Below are 21,229 nucleotides of genomic sequence, written 5' to 3' on the forward strand. Positions count from 1 at the left end.
GGCTACCTGTTGGTCATGGTTGGAAGTGCCTTGTTGACGAACATCCCTGTACCCGAGGCGTGTCATTAGGTGTCCGTTGCAGACAAGAGCGTTCCGCAGAACCGTTTGCCCAAGTTGTCAGCCTATATGTAGATAAATACGAGCAAACATCGCGCGGCGAGGGCGCTAAAGGTGGCTAACCGCCAGGTTTTGTTCCGCTCGTTGCGTCAGAAACATAGCCCTCACTGCCACGTTTGGGGCAAACTCCCCGTTTTTCCGTATTTGGCCAAGGCATGCCCATGACTCCCGCTTCGTCCGTCGATGAAAAGAGCTTTCGTACCCTCCTGAGCCGAAACGTGGCATTGCCCCTGGGTGTGGGCGTGCTCAGCGCGGTGTTTTTCGTGTGCCTGATCACCTATTTGCTGTCGGTGATCCAGTGGGTGGAGCACACCGATCGCGTCATCAACAACCTCAATGAGACGTCAAAGCTGACAGTCGATCAGGAAACCGGCATGCGCGGTTTCCTGATCACCGGCGATGAGCATTTCCTCGATCCGTACGAGGTGGCCAAACCGCGGATCATGTCCGACCTGCGTAACCTGCAGGAACTGGTTGCCGATAACCCGCAACAGGTCGACCGCCTCAAGCGTCTGGAGGCGCTGCAACTGGAGTGGAACAAGTACGCCCAGACGATGATTGATATGCAGCGCCAGAGCGGGGACTACCGCAGCGCCGTCAAGGCCGGACGTGGCAAGCGCCTGACCGATGAGATCCGCAAGGAGTACGACGAAGCGGTGGCGATGGAGCAGCAGTTCCGGATCACCCGCAATGCCGACGTGACCCGTACCACAGTGATCAGCGTCGGCCTGTACCTGGTATTCGTACTGGGTTTGAGCGGTTTTCTTGCCTATGTCGGGCGTAAAAATCTATTAGCTCTTTCAGAGAGTTACAGCGCAAACCTCGCGTCACAGCAGAAGATTGCTCGGCGTTTGGAGCAGCAAGCGTGGCTGCGTAATGGCCAGACCGAACTGGCCGAGCAGGTGCTGGGGCAACTGACCCTGAACATGCTGGGACGCAATATCCTGCAGTTTTTTGCCCAATACATGGGCTCGGTGGTCGGTGCACTGTATGTGCGCGAAGAACATGGCGGCCTCAAGCGCATCGCCACCTACGGTTTCTCCCGCGAGCAGGAGCAGCAGGAGCAAGCGATCTACAGCGACGAAGGCATTGTCGGCCAGGCCGCGCAGTTGGACCGCCTGATCCGCCTGGACGATGTGCCGGTGGATTACTTCAAAGTCAGCTCGGGCCTGGGCGAAGGCGCTACCCGCAGCGTGCTGGTAATGCCCACCAGTGATGATGATCGCATCAACGGCGTAATCGAACTGGGCTTCCTGCGCCCGCTACAGGAGCGCGATACGGAATTGATGGAGCTGATCGCCGGCAATATCGGCACGTCCATCGAGGCCGCGCGTTATCGTCAACGCTTGCAGGAAGTGCTGGCCGAAACCCAGCAGCTCAACGAAGAGCTGCAAGTGCAGCAGGAAGAACTCAAGACCGCCAACGAGGAGCTCGAAGAACAGTCGCGCATCCTTAAGGAATCCCAGGTTCATCTGGAGACCCAACAAGCAGAGCTGGAGCAGACCAACGAGCAGTTGGCCGAGCAGACCCAGACCCTGGCTGAGCAGCGCGACGCCATGGATCGCAAGAATATCGAGCTGAACCAGGCCCAACTGGAGCTGGAAGACCGCGCCGAAGAGTTGCAGCGTTCAAGCAAATACAAGTCCGAATTCCTCGCCAACATGTCCCACGAGCTGCGTACGCCACTCAATAGTTCACTGATCCTGGCCAAATTGCTGGCGGAAAACCCCCAGGAAAACCTCAGTGCCGAGCAGGTCAAGTTTGCCGAGTCGATCTACTCGGCGGGCAACGATCTGCTTAACCTGATCAACGACATCCTGGATATTTCCAAGGTCGAAGCCGGCAAGCTCGAAGTACGCCCGGAAAATTCCAGCGTGGCACGTCTGGTGGACGGTCTGCGGGGGATGTTCGAACCGCTGGCGTCCGATCGCAAGCTGGGTTTCCAGGTGGAGGTGCAAGAGGGGGCGCCGGCCATGCTGTTCACCGACCGCCAGCGTCTGGAGCAGATCCTCAAGAATCTGCTGTCCAACGCGATCAAGTTCACCGAGCAGGGCCAGGTGAGCCTGTCGGTGTCCGGCGCGGCCGAAGGCGGGATTGTATTCACGGTGCGCGATTCCGGGATCGGCATCGCCCCGGACCAGCAAGAGAGCATCTTCGAAGCCTTCCGCCAGGCCGACGGCACCACCAACCGCCGTTACGGCGGCACGGGCTTGGGCCTGTCGATTTCCCGCGACCTGGCCACCTTGCTCGGTGGTTCGATCCACGTCACCAGCGAACCAGGCAAGGGCAGTGTGTTTACCCTGACGTTGCCGGAACAGTACGTCGAGCACGAGGAACAGCCCCAGGCCATCGAACCGCCGCGCCCGGTGGTTGCAGCACCTGCGCCGGTCCCGGTCAAGGTCTCGCCCTTGCCGGTGGCCGATGCCGAGCAGATCCCGCGCTTTGCCGACGACCGCGACAAGGCCCCGTTCACCACGCGCTGCATCCTGGTGGTGGAAGACGAGCCGAACTTTGCCCGCATCCTGTTCGACCTGGCCCATGAGCTGGGCTACCAATGTCTGGTCGCCCACGGCGCCGACGAAGGCTACAACCTGGCCGAGCAGTACATCCCCGACGCGATCCTGCTCGACATGCGCCTGCCGGACCATTCCGGGTTGACCGTGCTGCAACGCCTGAAGGAACACGCCAGCACCCGGCACATCCCGGTGCATGTGATTTCCGTGGAAGACCGGGTCGAGGCCGCCATGCACATGGGCGCCATCGGCTACGCAGTCAAGCCCACCACCCGTGAAGAACTCAAGGACGTGTTCGCGCGCCTGGAAGCCAAGCTGACGCAAAAGGTCAAACGCGTGCTGCTGGTGGAGGACGACGACCTGCAACGCGACAGCATTGCCCGCCTGATCGGCGACGATGACATCGAGATCACCGCCGTAGGCTTTGCCCAGGAAGCTCTCGAACTGCTGCGCAGCAACGTCTATGACTGCATGATCATCGACCTCAAGCTCCCGGACATGCTCGGCAACGAGCTGCTCAAACGCATGGCCACCGAGGACATCTGCTCGTTCCCGCCGGTTATCGTCTACACCGGGCGCAACCTGACCCGCGATGAAGAAGCCGAACTGCGCAAATACTCGCGCTCGATCATCATCAAGGGCGCCCGCTCGCCGGAGCGGCTGCTGGACGAAGTCACACTCTTTCTGCACAAAGTCGAATCCCAGCTGTCCCATGAACGCCAGAAGATGCTCAAGACCGCCCGCAGCCGCGACAAGGTGTTCGAAGGGCGCAAAATCCTGTTGGTAGACGACGATGTACGCAACATCTTCGCCCTGACCAGCGCCTTGGAGCACAAAGGCGCGGTGGTGGTGATCGGGCGTAACGGCCGTGAAGCCATCGACCGCCTCAATGAGGTCGAGGACATCGACTTGGTGCTGATGGACGTGATGATGCCGGAGATGGACGGCTACGAGGCCACGGCGCTGATCCGCCAGGACCCGCGCTGGAAGAAGCTGCCGATCATCGCTGTGACTGCCAAGGCCATGAAAGACGACCAGGAGCGCTGCCTCGCGGCCGGCTCCAATGATTACCTGGCCAAACCGATCGACTTGGATCGTCTGTTCTCGTTGATTCGCGTATGGCTGCCGAAGATGGAACGCATTTAAGTGGAGCGAAGTTTTTTGGAAAAAAGCAGCGATATTGAGCTGCGCCTGCTGATCGAGGCGATTTACCTCAAGTACAGCTATGACTTTCGCGACTATTCCGGGGCGTCGGTCAAACGTCGCGTGGCCCATGCCATGCGCCAGTTCGACTGCGCCACCATTTCCGCGCTGCAGGAACGGGTGCTGCATGACCCGGCGGCGTTCATGCAGTTATTGCAGTTCCTGACGATCCCGGTGAGCGAGATGTTCCGCGACCCGTCGCACTTTCTGGCGATCCGCCAGGAAGTGGTACCGCTGCTCAAGACCTATCCGTCGATCAAGATCTGGATCGCCGGTTGCAGCACGGGGGAGGAGGTCTACTCCATGGCCATCCTGCTGCGCGAAGAGGGCTTGCTGGAGCGTACGATCATCTACGCCACCGATATCAACCCAGCGTCCTTGGACAAAGCCAAACAGGGCATTTTTTCTCTGGAGAACGTGCGGGCCTACACCACCAATTATCAGCAGGCCGGCGGGCAACGTTCGTTTGCCGACTACTACACGGCAGCATACGATTACGCGATATTCGACAAGACACTGCGGGAAAACGTGACGTTCGCCGACCACAGCCTGGCCACCGACAGTGTCTTCTCAGAAACTCAATTAATTTCTTGTCGTAACGTATTGATTTATTTCAATAAAAAGTTGCAAGACAGGGCGTTCGGATTGTTTCATGAGTCGCTGTGCCATCGCGGTTTCCTGGTGCTGGGCAGCAAGGAAACCCTGGATTTCTCCGGCTATAACAAACACTTCGAACCCTTGGTCAAGCAGGAACGGATCTACCGCAAATCATGAACGACGCTGCAGCCAGCCCGATTCGCGGGATTGAAGCAATCGTCGTCGGCGCGTCCGCCGGCGGCGTCGAAGCGTTGTTGGGTATTTTCAGCGAACTGCCTAACGGCTTCGGCTTGCCCATCATCGCGGTGCTGCACTTACCGGATGAACGCCGCAGCCAATTGGCCGAAGTGTTCGCCAGGCGCCTGCGCATTCCGGTGCACGAAGCCCAGGACAAGCAATCCATCGAGCCCGGTACCTTGTACTTCGCCGGCCCCGGCTATCACTTGTCGGTGGAGCAGGATCGCAGCCTGTCCCTGAGCCAGGAAGAGCGTGTACATCACTCGCGTCCGTCCATCGATTTTCTGTTCACCTCGGCGGCGGATGCTTACGGCCCCGGGCTGCTGGCGATCCTGCTGACCGGCGCCAACCAGGACGGCGCAAGGGGACTGGCCTACGTAAAACAGCAACACGGCACCACTGTTGTACAGGACCCAGCGGAAGCACGCGTGGACGTTATGCCCCGTGCAGCCCTGGCGTTGCAGACACCTGACCATATTCTGACTTTGAGCCGGATAGGCTCATTGCTGGTTTTGCTGGAATCTTCCCCATGTTAAGTACTGTCCAGGCCAAACTGCTGATCGTCGACGATCTGCCGGAAAACCTGCTGGCCCTCGAAGCGCTGATCAAGCGCGAGGATCGCCAGGTTTTCAAGGCATTGAGCGCCGACGAAGCGTTGTCCCTGTTGCTGGAGCATGAGTTCGCCATGGCGATTCTCGATGTGCAGATGCCCGGCATGAATGGTTTTGAGTTGGCCGAGCTGATGCGCGGCACCGAGAAGACCAAGAACATCCCCATCGTATTTGTTAGCGCCGCTGGCCGAGAACTCAACTACGCATTCAAGGGCTATGAAAGTGGCGCGGTGGATTTCTTGCACAAGCCGCTGGATATCCATGCGGTCAAGAGCAAGGTCAATGTGTTTGTCGACCTGTATCGCCAGAGTAAGGCGATGAAATTGCAGGTCGAAGAGCTGGAGCGCAGCCGCCGCGAACAGGAACTGCTGCTCAACCGCTTGCAGGCCACTCAGGCCGAGCTGGAGCAGGCGGTGCGCATGCGCGATGACTTTATGTCGATCGTCGCCCATGAAGTACGCACGCCCCTCAACGGCCTGATCCTGGAAACCCAGCTGCGCAAGATGCACCTGGCGCGAGACAACGCCGCAGCGTTCACTCTGGACAAGATGCACGCCATGGTCGATCGCGATGAGCGCCAGATCCGCAGCCTGATCCGTCTGATCGAAGACATGCTCGATGTGTCGCGTATCCGTACCGGCAAACTGTCGATTCGCCCGGCGCGCTTCGACCTGGCGCAACTGGTCAGCAACTTGGTGGAGAACTTCGCTCCGCAAGTCGCCGCCGCTGAGTCGTCCATGCAGTTATCGACCGAAGGCCCGGTAGTGGGGCATTGGGACGAGTTCCGGATCGAGCAGGTTGTGACCAACCTGCTGACCAACGCACTGCGCTACGGCGCCAAGAGCCCGGTGGACGTGCGGGTGTACAGAGAACACGGCGAGGCGCGGGTCGAAGTGCGCGACCGTGGTATCGGCATCAGCGAGGAAAACCAGAAGCGCATTTTCCAACAGTTCGAGCGTGTATCGGCCAGTCAGGTTGCAGCAGGATTGGGCTTGGGGCTGTTTATTTCCGAGCAGATCGTCGCGGCCCACGGCGGCACCATCGAAGTCGAGAGCCGGATAGGCGAGGGCGCTCTGTTTCGCGTGTGTTTGCCCCTTGAACCGGCGGCGTGAACTCAATCGTCGCCTCGACGCAACCTTCTACGTGACCCTATGGTCGTAGTTGCAGCAATTGACCGGACAAAGGCTTCCCATGAGTGAAGATGCACAAGATGTCGTACTGATCGTCGAAGACGACGAGTCCATTATGTTTGTGTTGGGTGAATACCTGGCGGGCCTGGGCTACCGGGTATTGAAGGCGATCAATGGCGAACAGGCTTTCGAAATCCTCGCCACCAAACCCCATCTGGACCTGATGGTGACTGACTATCGACTGCCGGGTGGCATCTCTGGCGTGCAGATCGCCGAGCCTGCAATCAAGTTGCGCCCGGAACTCAAGGTCATTTTCATCAGCGGTTACCCGCAGGAAATTCTCGACTGCGACAGCCCGATCACGCGCAATGCGCCGATCTTGGCCAAGCCGTTTGATCTGGATACGCTGCAAGAGCATATCCAGCGTTTGTTGGCCTGAGCAAAGTCGCTTGGGCGTAATTCAGGCTCTTGCTGAGCCTGAATTCCCATGTGTGAATTTAACTGGCCTGCGCCATCACTCTGGCGTTGATTTGACTGGCAGGTGTGAATGTGACGTCAAAACCTACCTCTGCATTCAAGAAGTTACGAAAAGCTTCGAATTGCTCATCGCCGAGCCGGTGAGCATTTGCCGACCCCACTTTTTCCACTTTTCCAGATTTCCCCGCAAGGTAAAGATCCAGTGTCAGTTGATTGTTGTGTAAAAGGGTGAGTTCGCCATTATCTGCCTTATGGATGTAAGCGGAGTGAGCGATCTCTCCTTTGCTCACACCGTTTCGATTGACAAAAGTGACAACCCCGGACTCAGTGATGTCGGCGGCATTGAGGGTATTTTTAAGGGTGTCGGGGCTGACCCCCATAAGTCGGTAATAGAGTGGTTTAACGGGGTTAGACGTCTGACTCAGAAGAGTCTGGAACGTTTTCTCAGTTATTTTTTTATCTGCCTGCGCGACACGCAGGGCGACTGAGAGACAGACCGTGCTTTCTGTTTTTTTGTCTAAACTTTTATACAAATGATCGATATTTTTTTTAAGCTCGTCAGTTCCAAGAACTTTGGGCTGAAAATTGTCGAGCGGCAACCCGTAAGCTTGCTGCGTACGAGGGTCTAACGCATGCCAGTTCCCCGTCGTTTCATCAAGTTTGGCGATTACACTGATGTCGTCGATACCATTGGCTGCTTTCAACGTGCCCTGGGCAATCCCGGGCTTTAACGTCTGTGCAAGGGTGTCGGCCTTGCTGAGCCCTGTGTATAGCCGCTTCAACCCACCACCTGCGGCAACGGCACCGCGTTGGGCCAAGCGAGCCGCATCACCCAGCGCGCCCAATGGATTAAGACTTCCAATGGCGGCTCTACCTACGATTTTCACCGCGCGCGCGGCCTTTTCAGCCCAGGACGCACCGGTTTGCAGGACTTTGGCGCTCTTAGCCGCCGCACCGATCGCCAGAGAGAAGCCAAAGACATCAAACACAAGATCCTGCGCGCCGGCTTCAATCTTGCCCTTTTGAAAGTTGCTAATCGCCGATCTCAAGGGAATGAGGTTGAGCATCGCCTCTCGGCCTTTCTTATAGAAAGGAACTTCACTCTCAAATGTTGTAAGGCCGGTGGCTTCTTTTTCGAATTTTTCAATATTCGCGTCGTCCACAAACGCTTGCGCAATGTAGCGCGTTCGTTCGCTGCTGAAGTTGTCCGGTATATGGTCGGCGTGCGGTTTACTGTCGGCGATATCGGGTGCGTGTGTGCCGGTCGGTTTTATTTCTACTAACCTTGTATGGGGCTCGGTTGCCCTAGGCGGATAGTAGCCAGGCTCACTGCCAATAGCCGTTTGGGAAATACTGCCGCGCTTCATATCGATTTCATATGTACGAGTTTTACCATTACGCCGAGTGCGAATCAGAAGATTGTTATTTTTTCGTTCCTTGGTTTTTTGCGCTCGACCAACAAGGTTGCCGTAGAAGTTGTACTGGTTTTCATAATAAAGTTCATCTGCGCGCATCACAGTGATGGCGCCGAACTCGAAATCCTTGCGCACTTCCAACGGCTGCGTCGATATCAAGTGTTTTACTTGGCTGGCCACGGCTTGCTTCATGCCTTTAAAGTAATTTGGAAGCTCCTCCTTAAAGGCTTTATTGACGTCTTTTAATTGTCCAGCCTGTACTTGGATAGGTCGTATCGATACGTTGCTATCGGACGAGTGCCAATCGAAACCGGGCGGGTTGAGAAGGCGACCCTCCAAATACAGATCAACCACTGAGTAGGGGCCGGGATACTCCCGCTGTTCAGGGAATGACGAGATGCACTTCTTTTCAAACGGTATTTTGTCGCCATATACGCGTTTCAACTCTTGAAGAGCCATCTCCTTGCGCGAGGGCATTGGCGTGGCTTGCGCCTGGGAGGCTGCGCTCAGCTCTCTGACCCGTGCGTCATAGGCCGCGCGGATGGTCGTCATCTGCGTCTCAGTGTAAGTATCTTCTGGGTTTCGCGGGATGATTCCGTTGGCGACGCCCCAGTCTTTAAGTGCGTCGGTCTGAGCGGAATACTCGGTAGCCTGGTCCGCAACACTGATGGGCGCGCGCTCCGCCCGCGCCATGATTTCGCCATATGTCAACGTGGAGGAGGCCCCAGGTCGCTCAGCTTCAATGCGGGCGACCGCCGTACTGAAACTCACCCACGAATGGGAGCCGTAGGTCACATTCGCGGGAATATCCCTGACCAGAAACTCAGGAGCCCGGCGCGCCATTAAGAGGTGGGCGGCAACGGGGGCCAGTTTGTGGCTCACACGCCCCGAGCCGGACAAGTGATATGCCAAGTTTTGCAAAATTTCCGAAGGGTGTTTGCCCCACTGTTTGGCGTCCGCCAGGTCAAACCCTGCAACCCGGGTGCGGCTGGGTTTTACGGTACTTTCAGGATCGAGGGTGGCGTGGATGGCGGCCAACGTCCAGTCATTGACGCTTGTGGGGGTCGACAGCCCGCCAAATTTATCTTGGAGGGCTTGGCCCAGGGCCTCGCCCTTGCGCGAGCCAATGATGTCTTCGATCACCTTGCGCGGATGACGCAGTTGTGATGTCGAGAAGTGCAGGTCCGTCGTTAGGTAGTCCAATACGCCCTTATTTGAGTCATACGCGTCCAGGCTGGACAGCCCAAGACTTTTATCCGTCAGCGAAGAAGCCAGGCGTGTGGGGCTGATGCCGCTCAATGGGATCGGCCAGTCCATTGCACCTCCGAAGTTTCCGTTGGACGGTTGCTTCGGTGCGTGACTGATCAATACGTCAATAAAATTAACAATCTCATCAGTGGTCTTGGGAATCGTCCAACCGTTATCAGTGATGAACTTTTCCAACGATACGGTAGTTCCCGAGTTGCCCGGCATTGACTTGGCGTATGCAGAGTCAGGGTTCACGCTGATCGTGGTGTTTTTCAGGGCATTTAGGATGTTTTGCTGCAATTGAGCTTTGGCCGCTTCTGGTGTCAATCTTCTTCGTTCATAAATCGACAGCTTCGTGCGGTACATCAAATCTTTATAGGTTTCACTGTTTTCGTCATTTTTCAAAATAATGGGCAGAAGTTCGCGCGCCAGTAGATACTTGTTTTGAGCATCGCCCAGCTTGGTTGCTTCGTTCTGCAGGCGTGTCGAATAGCTTTCAGATGCCAAATCGTTGGAGTCTTTGCCAGGGATCCAGCGCAAGGTTTTACTCTGTTCAAGTTCGGCGGCGCGCGTGTTGATTGACTCCATTGACCGCGTGCTATGAAGCTCGTTGTGAAAGTGTGCAACCACTTCAAAGGGCGCCGATGTGCTGTTGTGTGCAGATTCCAGGTTCAATGGCTTTCGTTCAGGGCTAAGCACCTCTGCGGCTCGCATGATCGGCCCCGTGACTTCTGCCCAGCTATGCCCCTGATCGGGGCCCGAGAACTTTTGCATCTTCCCGTTGACTGTAAAAGAGATCGAGTCACGGGCAGGGGAGATTTCCATAGGCTTTGACAGGTCAATGCCTTTTTCCAGGGCCCACTTGAGAAACGGCGGACTCTTCAACGCATTGTGCAAAACGCTCCACCACTGGCCGAAGGTCGATGTTTTCGGAATGTTATCGATATTCTCGGGAAAGCCGTCGTCCGTCGCCCCCGCTTTTAATGCTTTGGCAAACAGCAAAGCCAGCACACTGTTTCCATCATCCTGAGGCGTTGCTTCGGTGTCGGTGCGCTCATTTCGAATAAGGGGACTAGGTGCCGCGGGTGACGTTGGCGTGATGAGGGGAGAAACGAGAGGGAGTGAAAGGTTAGACGGTGTGGAATTATCAATCATCGCACGGCTCTTCAAGTAATTTCAGGGGCTACAGGGGAAGGGATTACCTCCCCCCATGTACCTCTTCGTACCCGCAAGGCGCTAAGCGATCCTACTTTCTGCCGAAACAATAGTGACTGGGTTTTTCCCAGCCTTACCAGAGCGTTGATACCTTCAGTCTGAGGGGGCGCAAATCATTTCCCGCACTTTTGCCGTCAACAAATCGAAGGTGAACGGCTTGGTGATCAACTGCATCCCCGGATCCAGGAACCCGCCGCGCACTGCGGCATGCTCGGCATAACCGGTGATGAATAGAACTTTGAGGTCCGGCCTGAGCTGCCGGCCGATTTCCGCCAATTGGCGACCGTTCATGCCTGGCAGCCCGACATCGCTGATCAGTAGGTCGATACGCTGATCGGATTGGATAATCGGCACGGCGGTGTGGCCGTCGCTGGCCTCGACGTACGCGTAGCCCAGCTCCTTGAGCACTGCGCTGACTAGCAAGCGCACCGCCGCATCGTCCTCGACGATCAGCACGGTTTCGCCGTCAGTGGCGTAGGGCAGCAGGGTAGGATTCAGCGTTTGCTGGGCGATCACTTCGCCGACAAAACGTGGCAGGAACAGGCTGACTGTGGTGCCTTTGCCGACTTCGCTATGGATGATCACATGGCCACGGGACTGACGGGCAAAGCCGTAGATCATCGACAGACCGAGCCCTGTGCCCTGGCCAATCGGCTTGGTGGTGAAAAACGGGTCGAACACGCGCCCCATAACGCTTTCGGGAATGCCGCAACCGGTGTCGCTGACGCTCAGCTCTACGTAGTCACCCGGTGTGAGGGAGCCATAAGCGGCGGTGAACACGCTGTCGAGATGACGGTTGGTGGTTTCCACGATAAGCCTGCCACCGTTGGGCATGGCATCCCGTGCATTGATCACCAGGTTGAGCAGGGCGCTTTCCAACTGATTGGGGTCGGCCTCCGCGGTCCACAATTGCTCGCTCAGACGCATGTCCAGACCGATGCTTTCATTGATGCTGCGTTGCAGCAGCTCACCCATGGACGTGACCAACTGGTTGATTTGCACCGGTTTGGAGTCGAGGGACTGGCGGCGAGAAAACGCCAGTAACCGGTGGGTGAGGCCGGCGGCGCGGTTGGCGGAGGTGACGCCCAGGTCGATCAGGCTGTCCAGATCGTCCAGCTTGCCACGGGCCACACGCCTTCGCAGCAGCTCCAGGCTACCGATGATTCCGGTGAGCATGTTGTTGAAGTCATGGGCGATGCCGCCGGTCAATTGACCGACCGCTTCCATTTTCTGGGATTGGCGCAGCGCTTCTTCGTTGTTGCGCAGTTGAGCGGTACGCTCTTCGACCTGTTGTTCAAGGGTCTCCAGGGTGCGTTGCAAGCGCAGCTCGCTTTCGCCGAGGTCGATCAAGCGGTCCCGCGCTTCATATTGGCGGCGACGCCCGCGTAGGGCGGCGCTGACCAGGCTGATCAAAGTTACCGGGTGAAACGGTCGCTCAAGGAAGGTCACGTTGCCCAACAAGCCGCTGAGGTGGGATGAGCCGTTCTGCTCGCCGCCGCCGTGGTGGGTCAGCAGCACGATGGGCAGGTCCGACCAGGCGGGCTGCTGGTGCAGATGCTCCAGTAACGGCTCCAGGTCGACGCCGCGCAAAGCCTCGGCAGCGATGATCAACAGACCCGCGCCCTGTTCCAGGGCTTCGCACAGGGCCTTGAGGTTGCTGGCAATGACGCCGCTGTAGCCGGCCTCATTGAGCATCATCAGCGCCAAGGTGCCGTCGCGGCCCATGGGCGCCAGCACAATGGCACGCTCGGAGACGGGAGACAGGTCTGTCACTCTCCCTCTTCCTTCAATAACGGCGATCCGGCGCCCATGTAGGTGGGGATGCCGCGCAGCACGCCTTGGAAATTATCCAGTGGTTGGCCCACGGTCATGCCCTGGTTGCTGATGCGGTATTCGCGAATCGTCGATTCATGGGTGCCTGTGCGCTTCTTGATAATGGAGATGGCGCGACGGACCTTGCCCAGCGCTTCGAAATAACGCAGCAGAATCACAGTGTCGGCCAGGTAAGTGATGTCCACCGGCGCCTGCATGTCACCCACGAGGCCGTGCTGGGCCACCGTCATGAAGGTCGCCGCACCACGGCGGTTGAGGTACAGCAGCAGCTCGTGCATATGCAGGATCAGCGCGTTCTCTTCTGGCATGGCGGCCTGATAGCCGTTAATGCTGTCGATCACCACTGTTTTGATCCCGCGTTCGTCCACGCAGCGGCGCACACGGTGGGAGAACTCGCCGGGGGACAGTTCCGCGGCGTCTACCTGCTCGATCAGCAGGTTGCCGGTGGCTTGCAGGGCGGCGAGGTCGATGCCCATGTTTTTCATACGTTCGAACAGCAGGCCCAGTTCTTCATCGAAAATGAACAGCGCGGCTTTTTCCCCACGGGCCACGGCGGCGGCGGCGAAGATCATCGAGATCAGCGACTTACCGGTACCGGCCGGGCCGAGGATCAGGCTGCTGGAGCCGGTCTCTACGCCGCCGCCCATCAGCGCATCCAGTTCGCGAATGCCGCTGCTCAGGGTCTGGCGGATGTAGCCGCCACGATGCTCGGCCGCCACCAGGCGCGGGAACACATGGATGCCGTCGCCCATGATGGTGAAATCGTGGAAGCCGCCGCGGTATTTCTGCCCACGGTACTTCACCACCCGAACGCGTCGGCGTTCAGCGCCGTAGTTGGGCGTCAGTTCTTCTAGACGAATAACGCCATGGGCCACGCTGTGCACGGTTTTGTCGAGGGATTCGGTGGTCAGGTCGTCCAGCAGCAAAACGGTGGCGTCGTAGCGCACGAAGTAATGCTTGATGGCGAGGATCTGTCGGCGATAGCGCAACGAGCTTTGCGCGAGCAGACGAATCTCGGACAGGCTGTCGACCACCACACGGGTCGGCTTCACGCGCTCGACCACTTCGAAAATCTGCCGGGTGGCTTCGCCCAGTTCCAGGTCGGAGGAATACAGCAGGCTCTGCTGGTGTTCAGCGTTCAGCAGGCTTTCGGGCGGGGTCAGTTCGAAGATGTGGATATTGTCATCCAGGTCCCAGCCATGGGACTTGGCACCCTGGCGCAGTTCGCGCTCGGTTTCGGACAGGGTGATGTACAACGATGTTTCACCGTTTTTCGCGCCGGCCTGCAGGAAATGCAGGGCTACGGTAGTTTTGCCGGTCCCCGGCTCACCTTCGAGCAGGAACAAATGGCTGCGGGACAAACCACCGGAAAGAATGTCATCAAGACCTTCGATGCCAGTGGCCGCTTTTTCGGTTAACAGCGCTTTAGATGTAGACAAGAAGTGCCCTCAGGTCACAAGCGAGGAGAGGTGCACGCCCGTTCGGGCGCGCCATATGCACTTGACCGTTGGCTATTGCGGGGGTTCAACGTTTTCGCCGGGTTTGTGCGCGGCGTCGCTTTTTTCCAATTTGTTGTAGACGCCTACAGCCCTTGTTGCAGCGCGGGATCGTCGGGGTTCTGTTGTTCGAGCTGGGCGAGCAGCACCTGCACATTCTGCAATTGGCCGCTTTCTTTCCAGTAGTTGATCAACAGCACCCGCGCCTTGCGGTTGGCCGGGTGGCGCTGGACGATTTCTTCCAGCTGACGTTGGGCGGCTTCGAGTTCCTGTTGGGCGTGCAGGGTGGTGGCCAGGTCGTAGCGGTAATCCTGATTGTCCGGCTCCAACTCTACCGCTTTGGAAAGACCGAGCAGCGCGTAGGTCCGCTCACCGTGGTGCAGCAGCCACAAGCCCAGAGCATGTTGCAGGTAAGCCGATTCGGGATGCGCCGCCAATTGCCGGGCCAGCAGTTGCCGCGACTCGTCGGTTTTGCCTTGTTTATCCAACAGCTCGATTTGCGCGACCACCGCCGGCAAGTTGTCCGGTTGCAGGCGAGTGGCCTGTTCCAGCGCATTCTTAGCCTCGGGCAGCAGCGCACTGTGAATGTACAAGCGTGCCAGTTGAATCCAGCCTTCGGCAGTTTCGGGCTGGGACTTGAGGTGTTTGACGTACTCGTCCAGCACCTGTTGCAACGGGCCGAAGTACAGGCCCAGGGTATCTGGCGACAAGCCCAGCAGGGCATTGGCCGCGGCAAAACGCACGGGTTGCTCTGGGTCGTCGAGGACCGGGCCGAGCAACAGCGTGCGCTGGCCGGTAGGCACCAGGCCGACGATGCTGCGGATCGCCGCCTCGCGCACCAGTGTCGACGGGTCGGCCAAGTCTTTATCCGCCAGCTTCAAGGCTTGAGGGCTGGGGTAGTTAGGTAATTCCGCGTGCAGGGCGGCGCGGCGTTCGGGCGACAGGTCCGGCCGCGCCAATTGCTGATACAGCACGCGCGCCGCGCCCGGTTCGCCATTGTGCGCCTGCTTCAATGCTTTGGAGTAACCATGGGCAATCGCGGGCGGCACCGCCACCGGCGTGCTGCGAGTGAAATACCAAGTGATGAGTACGATAAACAACAGGGCGCACAGGCCCACGAGGGCGTAGCGGCGTGACTTTGGCATGCAGGTGTCCGAAAGCGTCAGCAGTTCGTTGAGAGGCGCAAGCTTCGACCAGACCACGGCAGGTGTCAAACCCGCATCAGGTGAGCACGTACTCCACCGGCTCCAACGCCGGCGGCAGTTGCGTTGCCCCCAGAGCGGCCAGGACCTCACGCTCCAGGGTGCGCAGGATGGCGTTGCAGGGCAGGTCGTTTTCGTCGAAGCCGAAGGGGTCTTCCAGGTCGTCGCCAATCTCATCAAGGCCGAAGAAGGTGTAGCTGACGATGGCAGTGAACACCGGGGTCAGCCAGCCCAAGGGTTCGGCCATGGCGAACGGCAGCAGGATGCAGAACAGGTAGATGGTGCGGTGCAGCAGCAAGGTGTAAGGGAAGGGCAGTGGGGTGTGCTTGATACGTTCGCACGCGGCCTGTACCTGGCTCAGGCTGACCAGGCGTGTTTCCCATTGGGTGTAGCGCCATTCGCTGATTGCACCTTGTCCGGCCAGCTCGCTGAAGCGCGCGCCCAATTGCTGCAGGACCTGATCGGGCAGGTTCGGATGGTCGGCCTGCACTTTCGCCCAAGGCTGGATGGCAAGGGCTTCGTCTTCATGGCGCAGACGCGCGATCAAGCCGTGAGAGAAGCCACAAACGGCGCGCAACAGGCTTGCGCGCTCGGACGTATCGGTCAGCGCCTGGGTCTGTCGGATCAGCGAGCGCACCTCAATGATCATTTGCCCCAATTGCTTGCGGCCTTCCCACCAGCGGTCATAGCAGGCGTTGTTGCGAAAGCTCATAAAGATCGACAACGACAGCCCAAGCAAGGTGAAGGGCGTGGCGTTGACCTTGGAGAAGTACGCCGGGTGCAGCGTTTCCACCAATACGATCACCGACGCCAGCAGCGTCACCAGCAGGCTGCGCAAGGCAATGCGCTTGGCAATCGAGCCTTTGAGGGAAAACAGGATGCCCAGCAGGTTGGGCTTGGGACGCACGATCATCAGGCGGGAACTTCTTCGGTGGCGCAGGCCATCAGGTTAGAAGCTGCCGGGCGCGGCGTCCAATCGCCAGGGCCAACCGGATGATCGGCGGGGTCTATGATCAATAAAGGCTTGGCCAAACCAGTCAGCCAAGTTGAAGGCTTTGACCATTGCTGCCGCAACGCTCTGGAGCGACTATTTCGCAGGTTCTTGTCCTGAAAAACGTCCTGAAAATAACAATACGCAAGGATTTGAAGCGATGCGCGATTACTTGGCCGCCACTACCGAATTCGATTACCAACACACCGTCGACGCCACCCTGGCCGGCAGCTTGCTGGGCCTCAATGCCTGCGTTGAATGTTGCGACCGCTATGCGCTGCCGGGGCGCATTGCGCTGTTCTGGGAAGGCAAGGACGGGCGCAGCGCCACCGTGACCTTTACCGAGTTGCAGGACCAGGCGGCCCGCTTCGCCAATTTCCTGCTGGCCCAGGGCGTGGGGCGTGGCGACAAAGTCGCCGGCCTGCTGCCGCGCACGGCGGAATTGCTGGTGGTGGTACTGGCCACCTGGCGCATCGGTGCGGTGTATCAACCGTTGTTCACGGCGTTCGGGCCTAAAGCCATCGAACACCGCTTGAACAGCTCCGGCGCGGCGCTGGTGGTCACCGACGCCGTGAATCGGCCCAAGCTTGTCGAGGTGCAGGATTGCCCCACTGTCGTGACGGTCGCCGGCCCCAAGGGCGAAGGCATCGTGCGCGGCGACTTCAGTTTCTGGGCCGAAATGCCCAAGCATTCCAACCTGTGCGAACCGGTGCTGCTGGACGGCGAGGAACCGTTCCTGCTGATGTTCACCTCGGGCACCACCGGCCCCTCCAAAGCGCTGTCGGTGCCGCTCAAGGCTATCGTTGCGTTCCAGAGCTACACCCGAGACGCCGTGGACCTGCGCCCCGAAGACGCGTTCTGGAACGTCGCTGACCCGGGCTGGGCCTATGGCATCTATTTCGGCGTCACCGGGCCGCTGTCCATGGGCCACCCGATTACCTTCTACGATGGCCCATTCACCCTGGAGAGTACCTGCCGGGTGATCAACAAGTACGGGATCACCAACCTGACCGGTTCACCCACCGCTTACCGTTTGCTGATTGCCGGCGGCAGTCAGTTCGCCCAGTCGATCAAGGGCAAATTGCGTATTGTCAGCAGCGCCGGCGAGCCGCTGAACCCCGAAGTGATCCGCTGGTTCGCCGATAACCTGGGGGTGACCATTCACGACCATTACGGCCAGACCGAATTGGGCATGGTGCTGTGCAATCACCATGGCCTGGACCATCCGGTGCATGTCGGCGCGGCCGGCTTCGCTTCGCCGGGGCACCGTATCGTGGTGTTGGATGAGGCCTACCAGGAATTGCCCGCCGGCCAGCCCGGCATCCTGGCCATCGACCGCGAGCAGTCGCCGATGTGCTGGTTTGCCGGCTATGAAGGGGGGAAAACCAAGGCTTTCGTCGGCAAGTACTACCTCAGCGGCGACACCGTGGAATTGAACCCGGACGGCAGCATCAGTTTTGTCGGGCGCAGTGACGATGTGATCACCACTTCCGGCTACCGCGTAGGCCCCTTCGACGTGGAAAGCGCCCTGGTCGAACACCCTGCGGTGATCGAAGCGGCGGTGGTCGGCAAGCCTGACCCGGAGCGCACCGAGCTGGTCAAGGCGTTTGTGGTGATTAACGAGCAATACCGCGCCACGCCCGAACTGGCCGAAGAACTGCGCCTGCATGTGCGTCAGCGTCTGGCGGCCCATGCCTACCCTCGGGAAATCGAATTTGTCAGCGACTTGCCCAAGACTCCAAGCGGCAAGTTGCAGCGTTTTATCTTGCGTAATCAGGAAATCGCCAAAGCTCAAGCAGCGGTGGCTTGATCCCTTTCTAAGGACACAATGATGCAGATTGAAAACAAGGTATTCCTGGTCAGCGGCGGTGCTTCTGGCCTCGGTGCGGCCACCGCCGAGATGTTGGTCGCCGCCGGTGCCAAGGTGATGCTGGTGGATTTGAACGCCGACGCTGTGGCGGCCAAAGCCCAGCAACTGGGCGACAACGCCCGCAGTGCCGTGGCCGATATCAGCCAGGAGGCGGCGGCCGAAGCGGCGGTACAGGCCACTGTCGCGGCATTTGGCGGGCTGCACGGGTTGGTCAACTGCGCCGGTGTGGTGCGTGGCGAGAAGATCCTCGGCAAGAACGGCCCCCATGGCCTGGCCAGTTTTGCCCAGGTCATCAACGTAAACCTGATCGGCAGCTTCAACCTGTTGCGTTTGGCGGCGGCGGCCATCGCCGAAACCGAGGCCAACGCCGAGGGCGAGCGCGGCGTGATCATCAACACGGCTTCGGTGGCCGCGTTCGACGGGCAGATCGGCCAGGCCGCGTACGCCGCGTCCAAAGGCGCGATTGCCAGCCTCACACTGCCTGCCGCCCGTGAACTGGCGCGGTTCGGCATCCGCGTGATGACCATCGCTCCCGGCATCTTCGAAACCCCCATGATGGCGGGCATGACCCCCGAGGTGCGCGAGTCCCTGGCCGCCGGCGTGCCATTTCCGCCGCGTCTGGGCAAACCCGCCGAATACGCCGCGCTGGTACGACACATTATTGAAAACAGCATGCTCAACGGCGAGGTGATCCGTCTCGACGGCGCCTTGCGCATGGCGGCCAAGTAAGGAGGACCACCGATGAACGATCCGATTGTGATTGTCAGCGCTGCACGTACACCCATGGGCGGATTCCAGGGCGATCTTAAGGGCCTGACTGCGCCCCAGCTGGGGGCTGCGGCGATTCGCGCCGTGGTCGAACGCGCCGGCATCGCCGCCGATGCGGTGGATGAAGTGATGTTCGGCTGCGTGCTGCCCGCCGGTCTCGGCCAGGCCCCGGCCCGCCAGGCAGCGCTGGGCGCCGGGCTGGACAAAGGCACCCGCTGCACCACTCTCAACAAGATGTGCGGCTCGGGCATGCAAGCCACCATCCAGGCCCATGACGCGCTGGTGGCTGGCAGCGTCGACGTGGCGATTGCCGGCGGCATGGAAAGCATGTCCAACGCGCCGTACCTGTTGGACCGCGCCCGTAGCGGTTACCGCATGGGCCATGGGCGTGTGCTCGACCATATGTTCCTCGACGGTCTGGAAGATGCCTACGACAAGGGCCGCCTGATGGGCACCTTTGCCGAAGAGTGCGCCCTGCATAACGGTTTTACCCGCGAAGCCCAGGACGCGTTCGCTATCGCCTCCCTGACGCGTGCTCAGGAGGCCATCAGCCACGGGCACTTCGCCGCGGAAATCGTGCCGTTGCAGGTCACCGTGGGTAAGGAGCAGAAAACCATCCTGCATGACGAGCAACCGCCCAAGGCCAAACTGGACAAGATCGCTCAGTTGAAACCGGCGTTCCGCGAAGGCGGCACGGTGACGGCGGCCAACTCCAGCTCCATCTCTGACGGCGCGGCGGCATTGCTGCTGATGCGCGAGTCCGAAGCCCTCAAGCGTGGCCTCAAGCCGTTGGCAGTGATCCACGGGCATGCAGCCTTTGCCGACGAGCCTGGGCTGTTCCCGGTAGCGCCAGTGGGGGCGATTCGCAAGCTGATGAGCAAGACCGGCTGGAATCTGGACGAGGTCGATCTGTTCGAGATCAACGAAGCCTTTGCCGTGGTGACCCTGGTCACCATGAGCAAGCTGCAGATCCCACATGCCAAGGTCAACGTACATGGCGGTGCCTGTGCCCTGGGCCACCCCATCGGCGCGTCCGGCGCGCGCATCCTGGTAACGCTGCTCGCGGCCCTGCGCCACAAAGGCCTCAAACGCGGCGTGGCCGCTATCTGTATCGGCGGTGGCGAAGCCACGGCCATGGCCGTCGAATGCCTGTATTAAGGACTGCTCCCCATGCTGCCCAATGAAGAACAGCTGCAAATCAGCGACGCGGCCCGGCAATTTGCCCAGGAACGCCTCAAACCCTTCGCCGCCGAGTGGGACCGCGAGCACCGCTTTCCCAAAGAAGCCATCGGCGAGATGGCCGAACTGGGCTTTTTCGGCATGCTGGTGCCGGAACAGTGGGGCGGTTGCGACACCGGTTACCTGGCCTACGCCATGGCCCTGGAGGAAATCGCCGCCGGCGACGGCGCCTGTTCCACCATCATGAGCGTGCACAACTCCGTGGGCTGCGTGCCGATCCTCAAGTTCGGCAATGATCAGCAAAAGGCTCAATTCCTCACGCCCCTGGCCAGCGGCGCCATGCTTGGCGCGTTCGCCTTGACCGAGCCCCAGGCCGGCTCGGATGCCAGCAGCCTAAAAACCCGCGCGCGGCTGGAGGGCGATCATTACGTGCTCAACGGCTGCAAACAGTTCATCACCTCCGGGCAGAACGCCGGGGTGGTGATTGTGTTTGCGGTCACCGACCCCGCCGCAGGTAAGCGTGGCATCAGCGCGTTTATCGTGCCGACGGACTCCCCGGGTTACAGCGTGGCGCGGGTCGAGGATAAGCTCGGCCAGCATGCCTCCGACACCTGCCAGATCCTGTTCGAAGACGTGAAGGTGCCGCTGGCCAACCGGCTGGGGGAGGAGGGCGAAGGCTACAAGATCGCCCTGGCCAACCTTGAGGGCGGCCGCGTGGGTATCGCCGCGCAATCGGTCGGCATGGCCCGCGCCGCGTTCGAAGCCGCCCGCGACTATGCCCGCGAACGCCAAAGCTTCGGCAAAGCGCTGATCGAGCACCAGGCCGTGGCGTTTCGTCTGGCGGACATGGCCACCCAGATCGCCGTCGCGCGGCAGATGGTGCATTACGCCGCCGCGCTGCGGGACAGCGGCAAGCCGGCGCTGGTCGAAGCCTCGATGGCGAAATTGTTTGCCTCGGAAATGGCCGAAAAAGTCTGCTCGGCCGCCTTGCAAACCCTCGGCGGTTACGGTTACCTGAACGACTTTCCCCTGGAGCGCATCTACCGCGATGTGCGGGTTTGCCAGATCTACGAAGGCACCAGCGATATTCAACGCATGGTCATCTCACGCAATCTCTAAGGAGCCGA

14 protein-coding genes are annotated in these 21,229 nt (G+C 59.5%); 9 read left to right on the plus strand and 5 right to left on the minus strand.

Features of this window, described 5'->3' with window-relative positions:
• Positions 1–278: 278 nt before the first annotated feature.
• The 5 genes from YA0848_RS25085 (at position 279) to YA0848_RS25105 (ending at position 6,847) form a co-directional block, all read left to right on the plus strand.
• Positions 279–3,776: a response regulator gene (locus YA0848_RS25085; RefSeq protein WP_034097954.1), complete on the plus strand. Its 3,498-nt coding sequence runs from the start codon at positions 279–281 to the stop codon at positions 3,774–3,776.
• Positions 3,777–4,607: a CheR family methyltransferase gene (locus YA0848_RS25090; RefSeq protein WP_371263992.1), complete on the plus strand. Its 831-nt coding sequence runs from the start codon at positions 3,777–3,779 to the stop codon at positions 4,605–4,607. It begins immediately after the preceding gene.
• Positions 4,604–5,203: a chemotaxis protein CheB gene (locus YA0848_RS25095; protein WP_034097952.1), complete on the plus strand. Its 600-nt coding sequence runs from the start codon at positions 4,604–4,606 to the stop codon at positions 5,201–5,203. Before YA0848_RS25090 ends, YA0848_RS25095 begins: the two co-directional genes overlap by 4 nt.
• On the plus strand, positions 5,197–6,390 hold the full coding sequence (locus YA0848_RS25100) for a hybrid sensor histidine kinase/response regulator (protein WP_034097950.1): 1,194 nt from the start codon (positions 5,197–5,199) through the stop codon (positions 6,388–6,390). Before YA0848_RS25095 ends, YA0848_RS25100 begins: the two co-directional genes overlap by 7 nt.
• A gap of 79 nt (positions 6,391–6,469) precedes the next feature.
• Positions 6,470–6,847 carry a response regulator gene (locus tag YA0848_RS25105; RefSeq protein WP_034097949.1) on the plus strand — a complete coding sequence of 126 codons (378 nt, stop codon included), beginning with the start codon at positions 6,470–6,472 and terminating at the stop codon, positions 6,845–6,847.
• Positions 6,848–6,905: 58 nt separating this feature from the next.
• Here the strand turns inward: YA0848_RS25105 and YA0848_RS25110 are convergent, their stop codons facing one another.
• The 5 genes from YA0848_RS25110 to YA0848_RS25130 all read right to left on the minus strand — a co-directional run bounded on the left by YA0848_RS25110 (position 6,906) and on the right by YA0848_RS25130 (position 16,207).
• The gene (locus YA0848_RS25110) at positions 6,906–10,703 is read right to left on the minus strand and encodes a hypothetical protein (protein ID WP_198731446.1); all 3,798 of its coding nucleotides are present in this window, start codon (positions 10,701–10,703) and stop codon (positions 6,906–6,908) included.
• Between the two features lie 153 nt (positions 10,704–10,856).
• Positions 10,857–12,536 (minus strand): response regulator, encoded by a 1,680-nt coding sequence (locus tag YA0848_RS25115; RefSeq protein ID WP_034097945.1) that lies wholly within the window; start codon positions 12,534–12,536, stop codon positions 10,857–10,859.
• Positions 12,533–14,035: an ATPase domain-containing protein gene (locus tag YA0848_RS25120; RefSeq protein ID WP_034097943.1), complete on the minus strand. Its 1,503-nt coding sequence runs from the start codon at positions 14,033–14,035 to the stop codon at positions 12,533–12,535. Before YA0848_RS25120 ends, YA0848_RS25115 begins: the two co-directional genes overlap by 4 nt.
• A 143-nt stretch (positions 14,036–14,178) precedes the next feature.
• Complete coding sequence (locus YA0848_RS25125) at positions 14,179–15,237, minus strand: HEAT repeat domain-containing protein (RefSeq protein ID WP_034097941.1); 1,059 nt, start codon at positions 15,235–15,237, stop codon at positions 14,179–14,181.
• A gap of 76 nt (positions 15,238–15,313) precedes the next feature.
• Positions 15,314–16,207: a bestrophin family protein gene (locus YA0848_RS25130; RefSeq protein WP_034097939.1), complete on the minus strand. Its 894-nt coding sequence runs from the start codon at positions 16,205–16,207 to the stop codon at positions 15,314–15,316.
• A gap of 238 nt (positions 16,208–16,445) precedes the next feature.
• Between YA0848_RS25130 and YA0848_RS25135 the strand changes: the two genes are divergently transcribed.
• Genes YA0848_RS25135 through YA0848_RS25150 form a run of 4 tightly spaced genes read left to right on the plus strand, consistent with a single transcriptional unit; the run spans position 16,446 to position 21,221 of the window.
• Positions 16,446–18,095 carry an AMP-binding protein gene (locus tag YA0848_RS25135; RefSeq protein ID WP_169902602.1) on the plus strand — a complete coding sequence of 550 codons (1,650 nt, stop codon included), beginning with the start codon at positions 16,446–16,448 and terminating at the stop codon, positions 18,093–18,095.
• A 21-nt stretch (positions 18,096–18,116) separates the two neighbouring features.
• The gene (locus YA0848_RS25140) at positions 18,117–18,884 is read left to right on the plus strand and encodes an SDR family NAD(P)-dependent oxidoreductase (protein ID WP_034097934.1); all 768 of its coding nucleotides are present in this window, start codon (positions 18,117–18,119) and stop codon (positions 18,882–18,884) included.
• A gap of 12 nt (positions 18,885–18,896) precedes the next feature.
• Entirely contained in the window at positions 18,897–20,081 is a 1,185-nt protein-coding gene (locus tag YA0848_RS25145) for an acetyl-CoA C-acyltransferase (protein ID WP_034113744.1), read from the plus strand.
• A 12-nt stretch (positions 20,082–20,093) separates the two neighbouring features.
• Positions 20,094–21,221 carry an acyl-CoA dehydrogenase gene (locus YA0848_RS25150; protein ID WP_034097930.1) on the plus strand — a complete coding sequence of 376 codons (1,128 nt, stop codon included), beginning with the start codon at positions 20,094–20,096 and terminating at the stop codon, positions 21,219–21,221.
• Positions 21,222–21,229 lie beyond the last annotated feature (8 nt).

The organism is Pseudomonas sp. S4_EA_1b (genome assembly GCF_016307435.1).
In the GTDB taxonomy this organism is placed as follows: domain Bacteria; phylum Pseudomonadota; class Gammaproteobacteria; order Pseudomonadales; family Pseudomonadaceae; genus Aquipseudomonas; species Aquipseudomonas rhodesiae.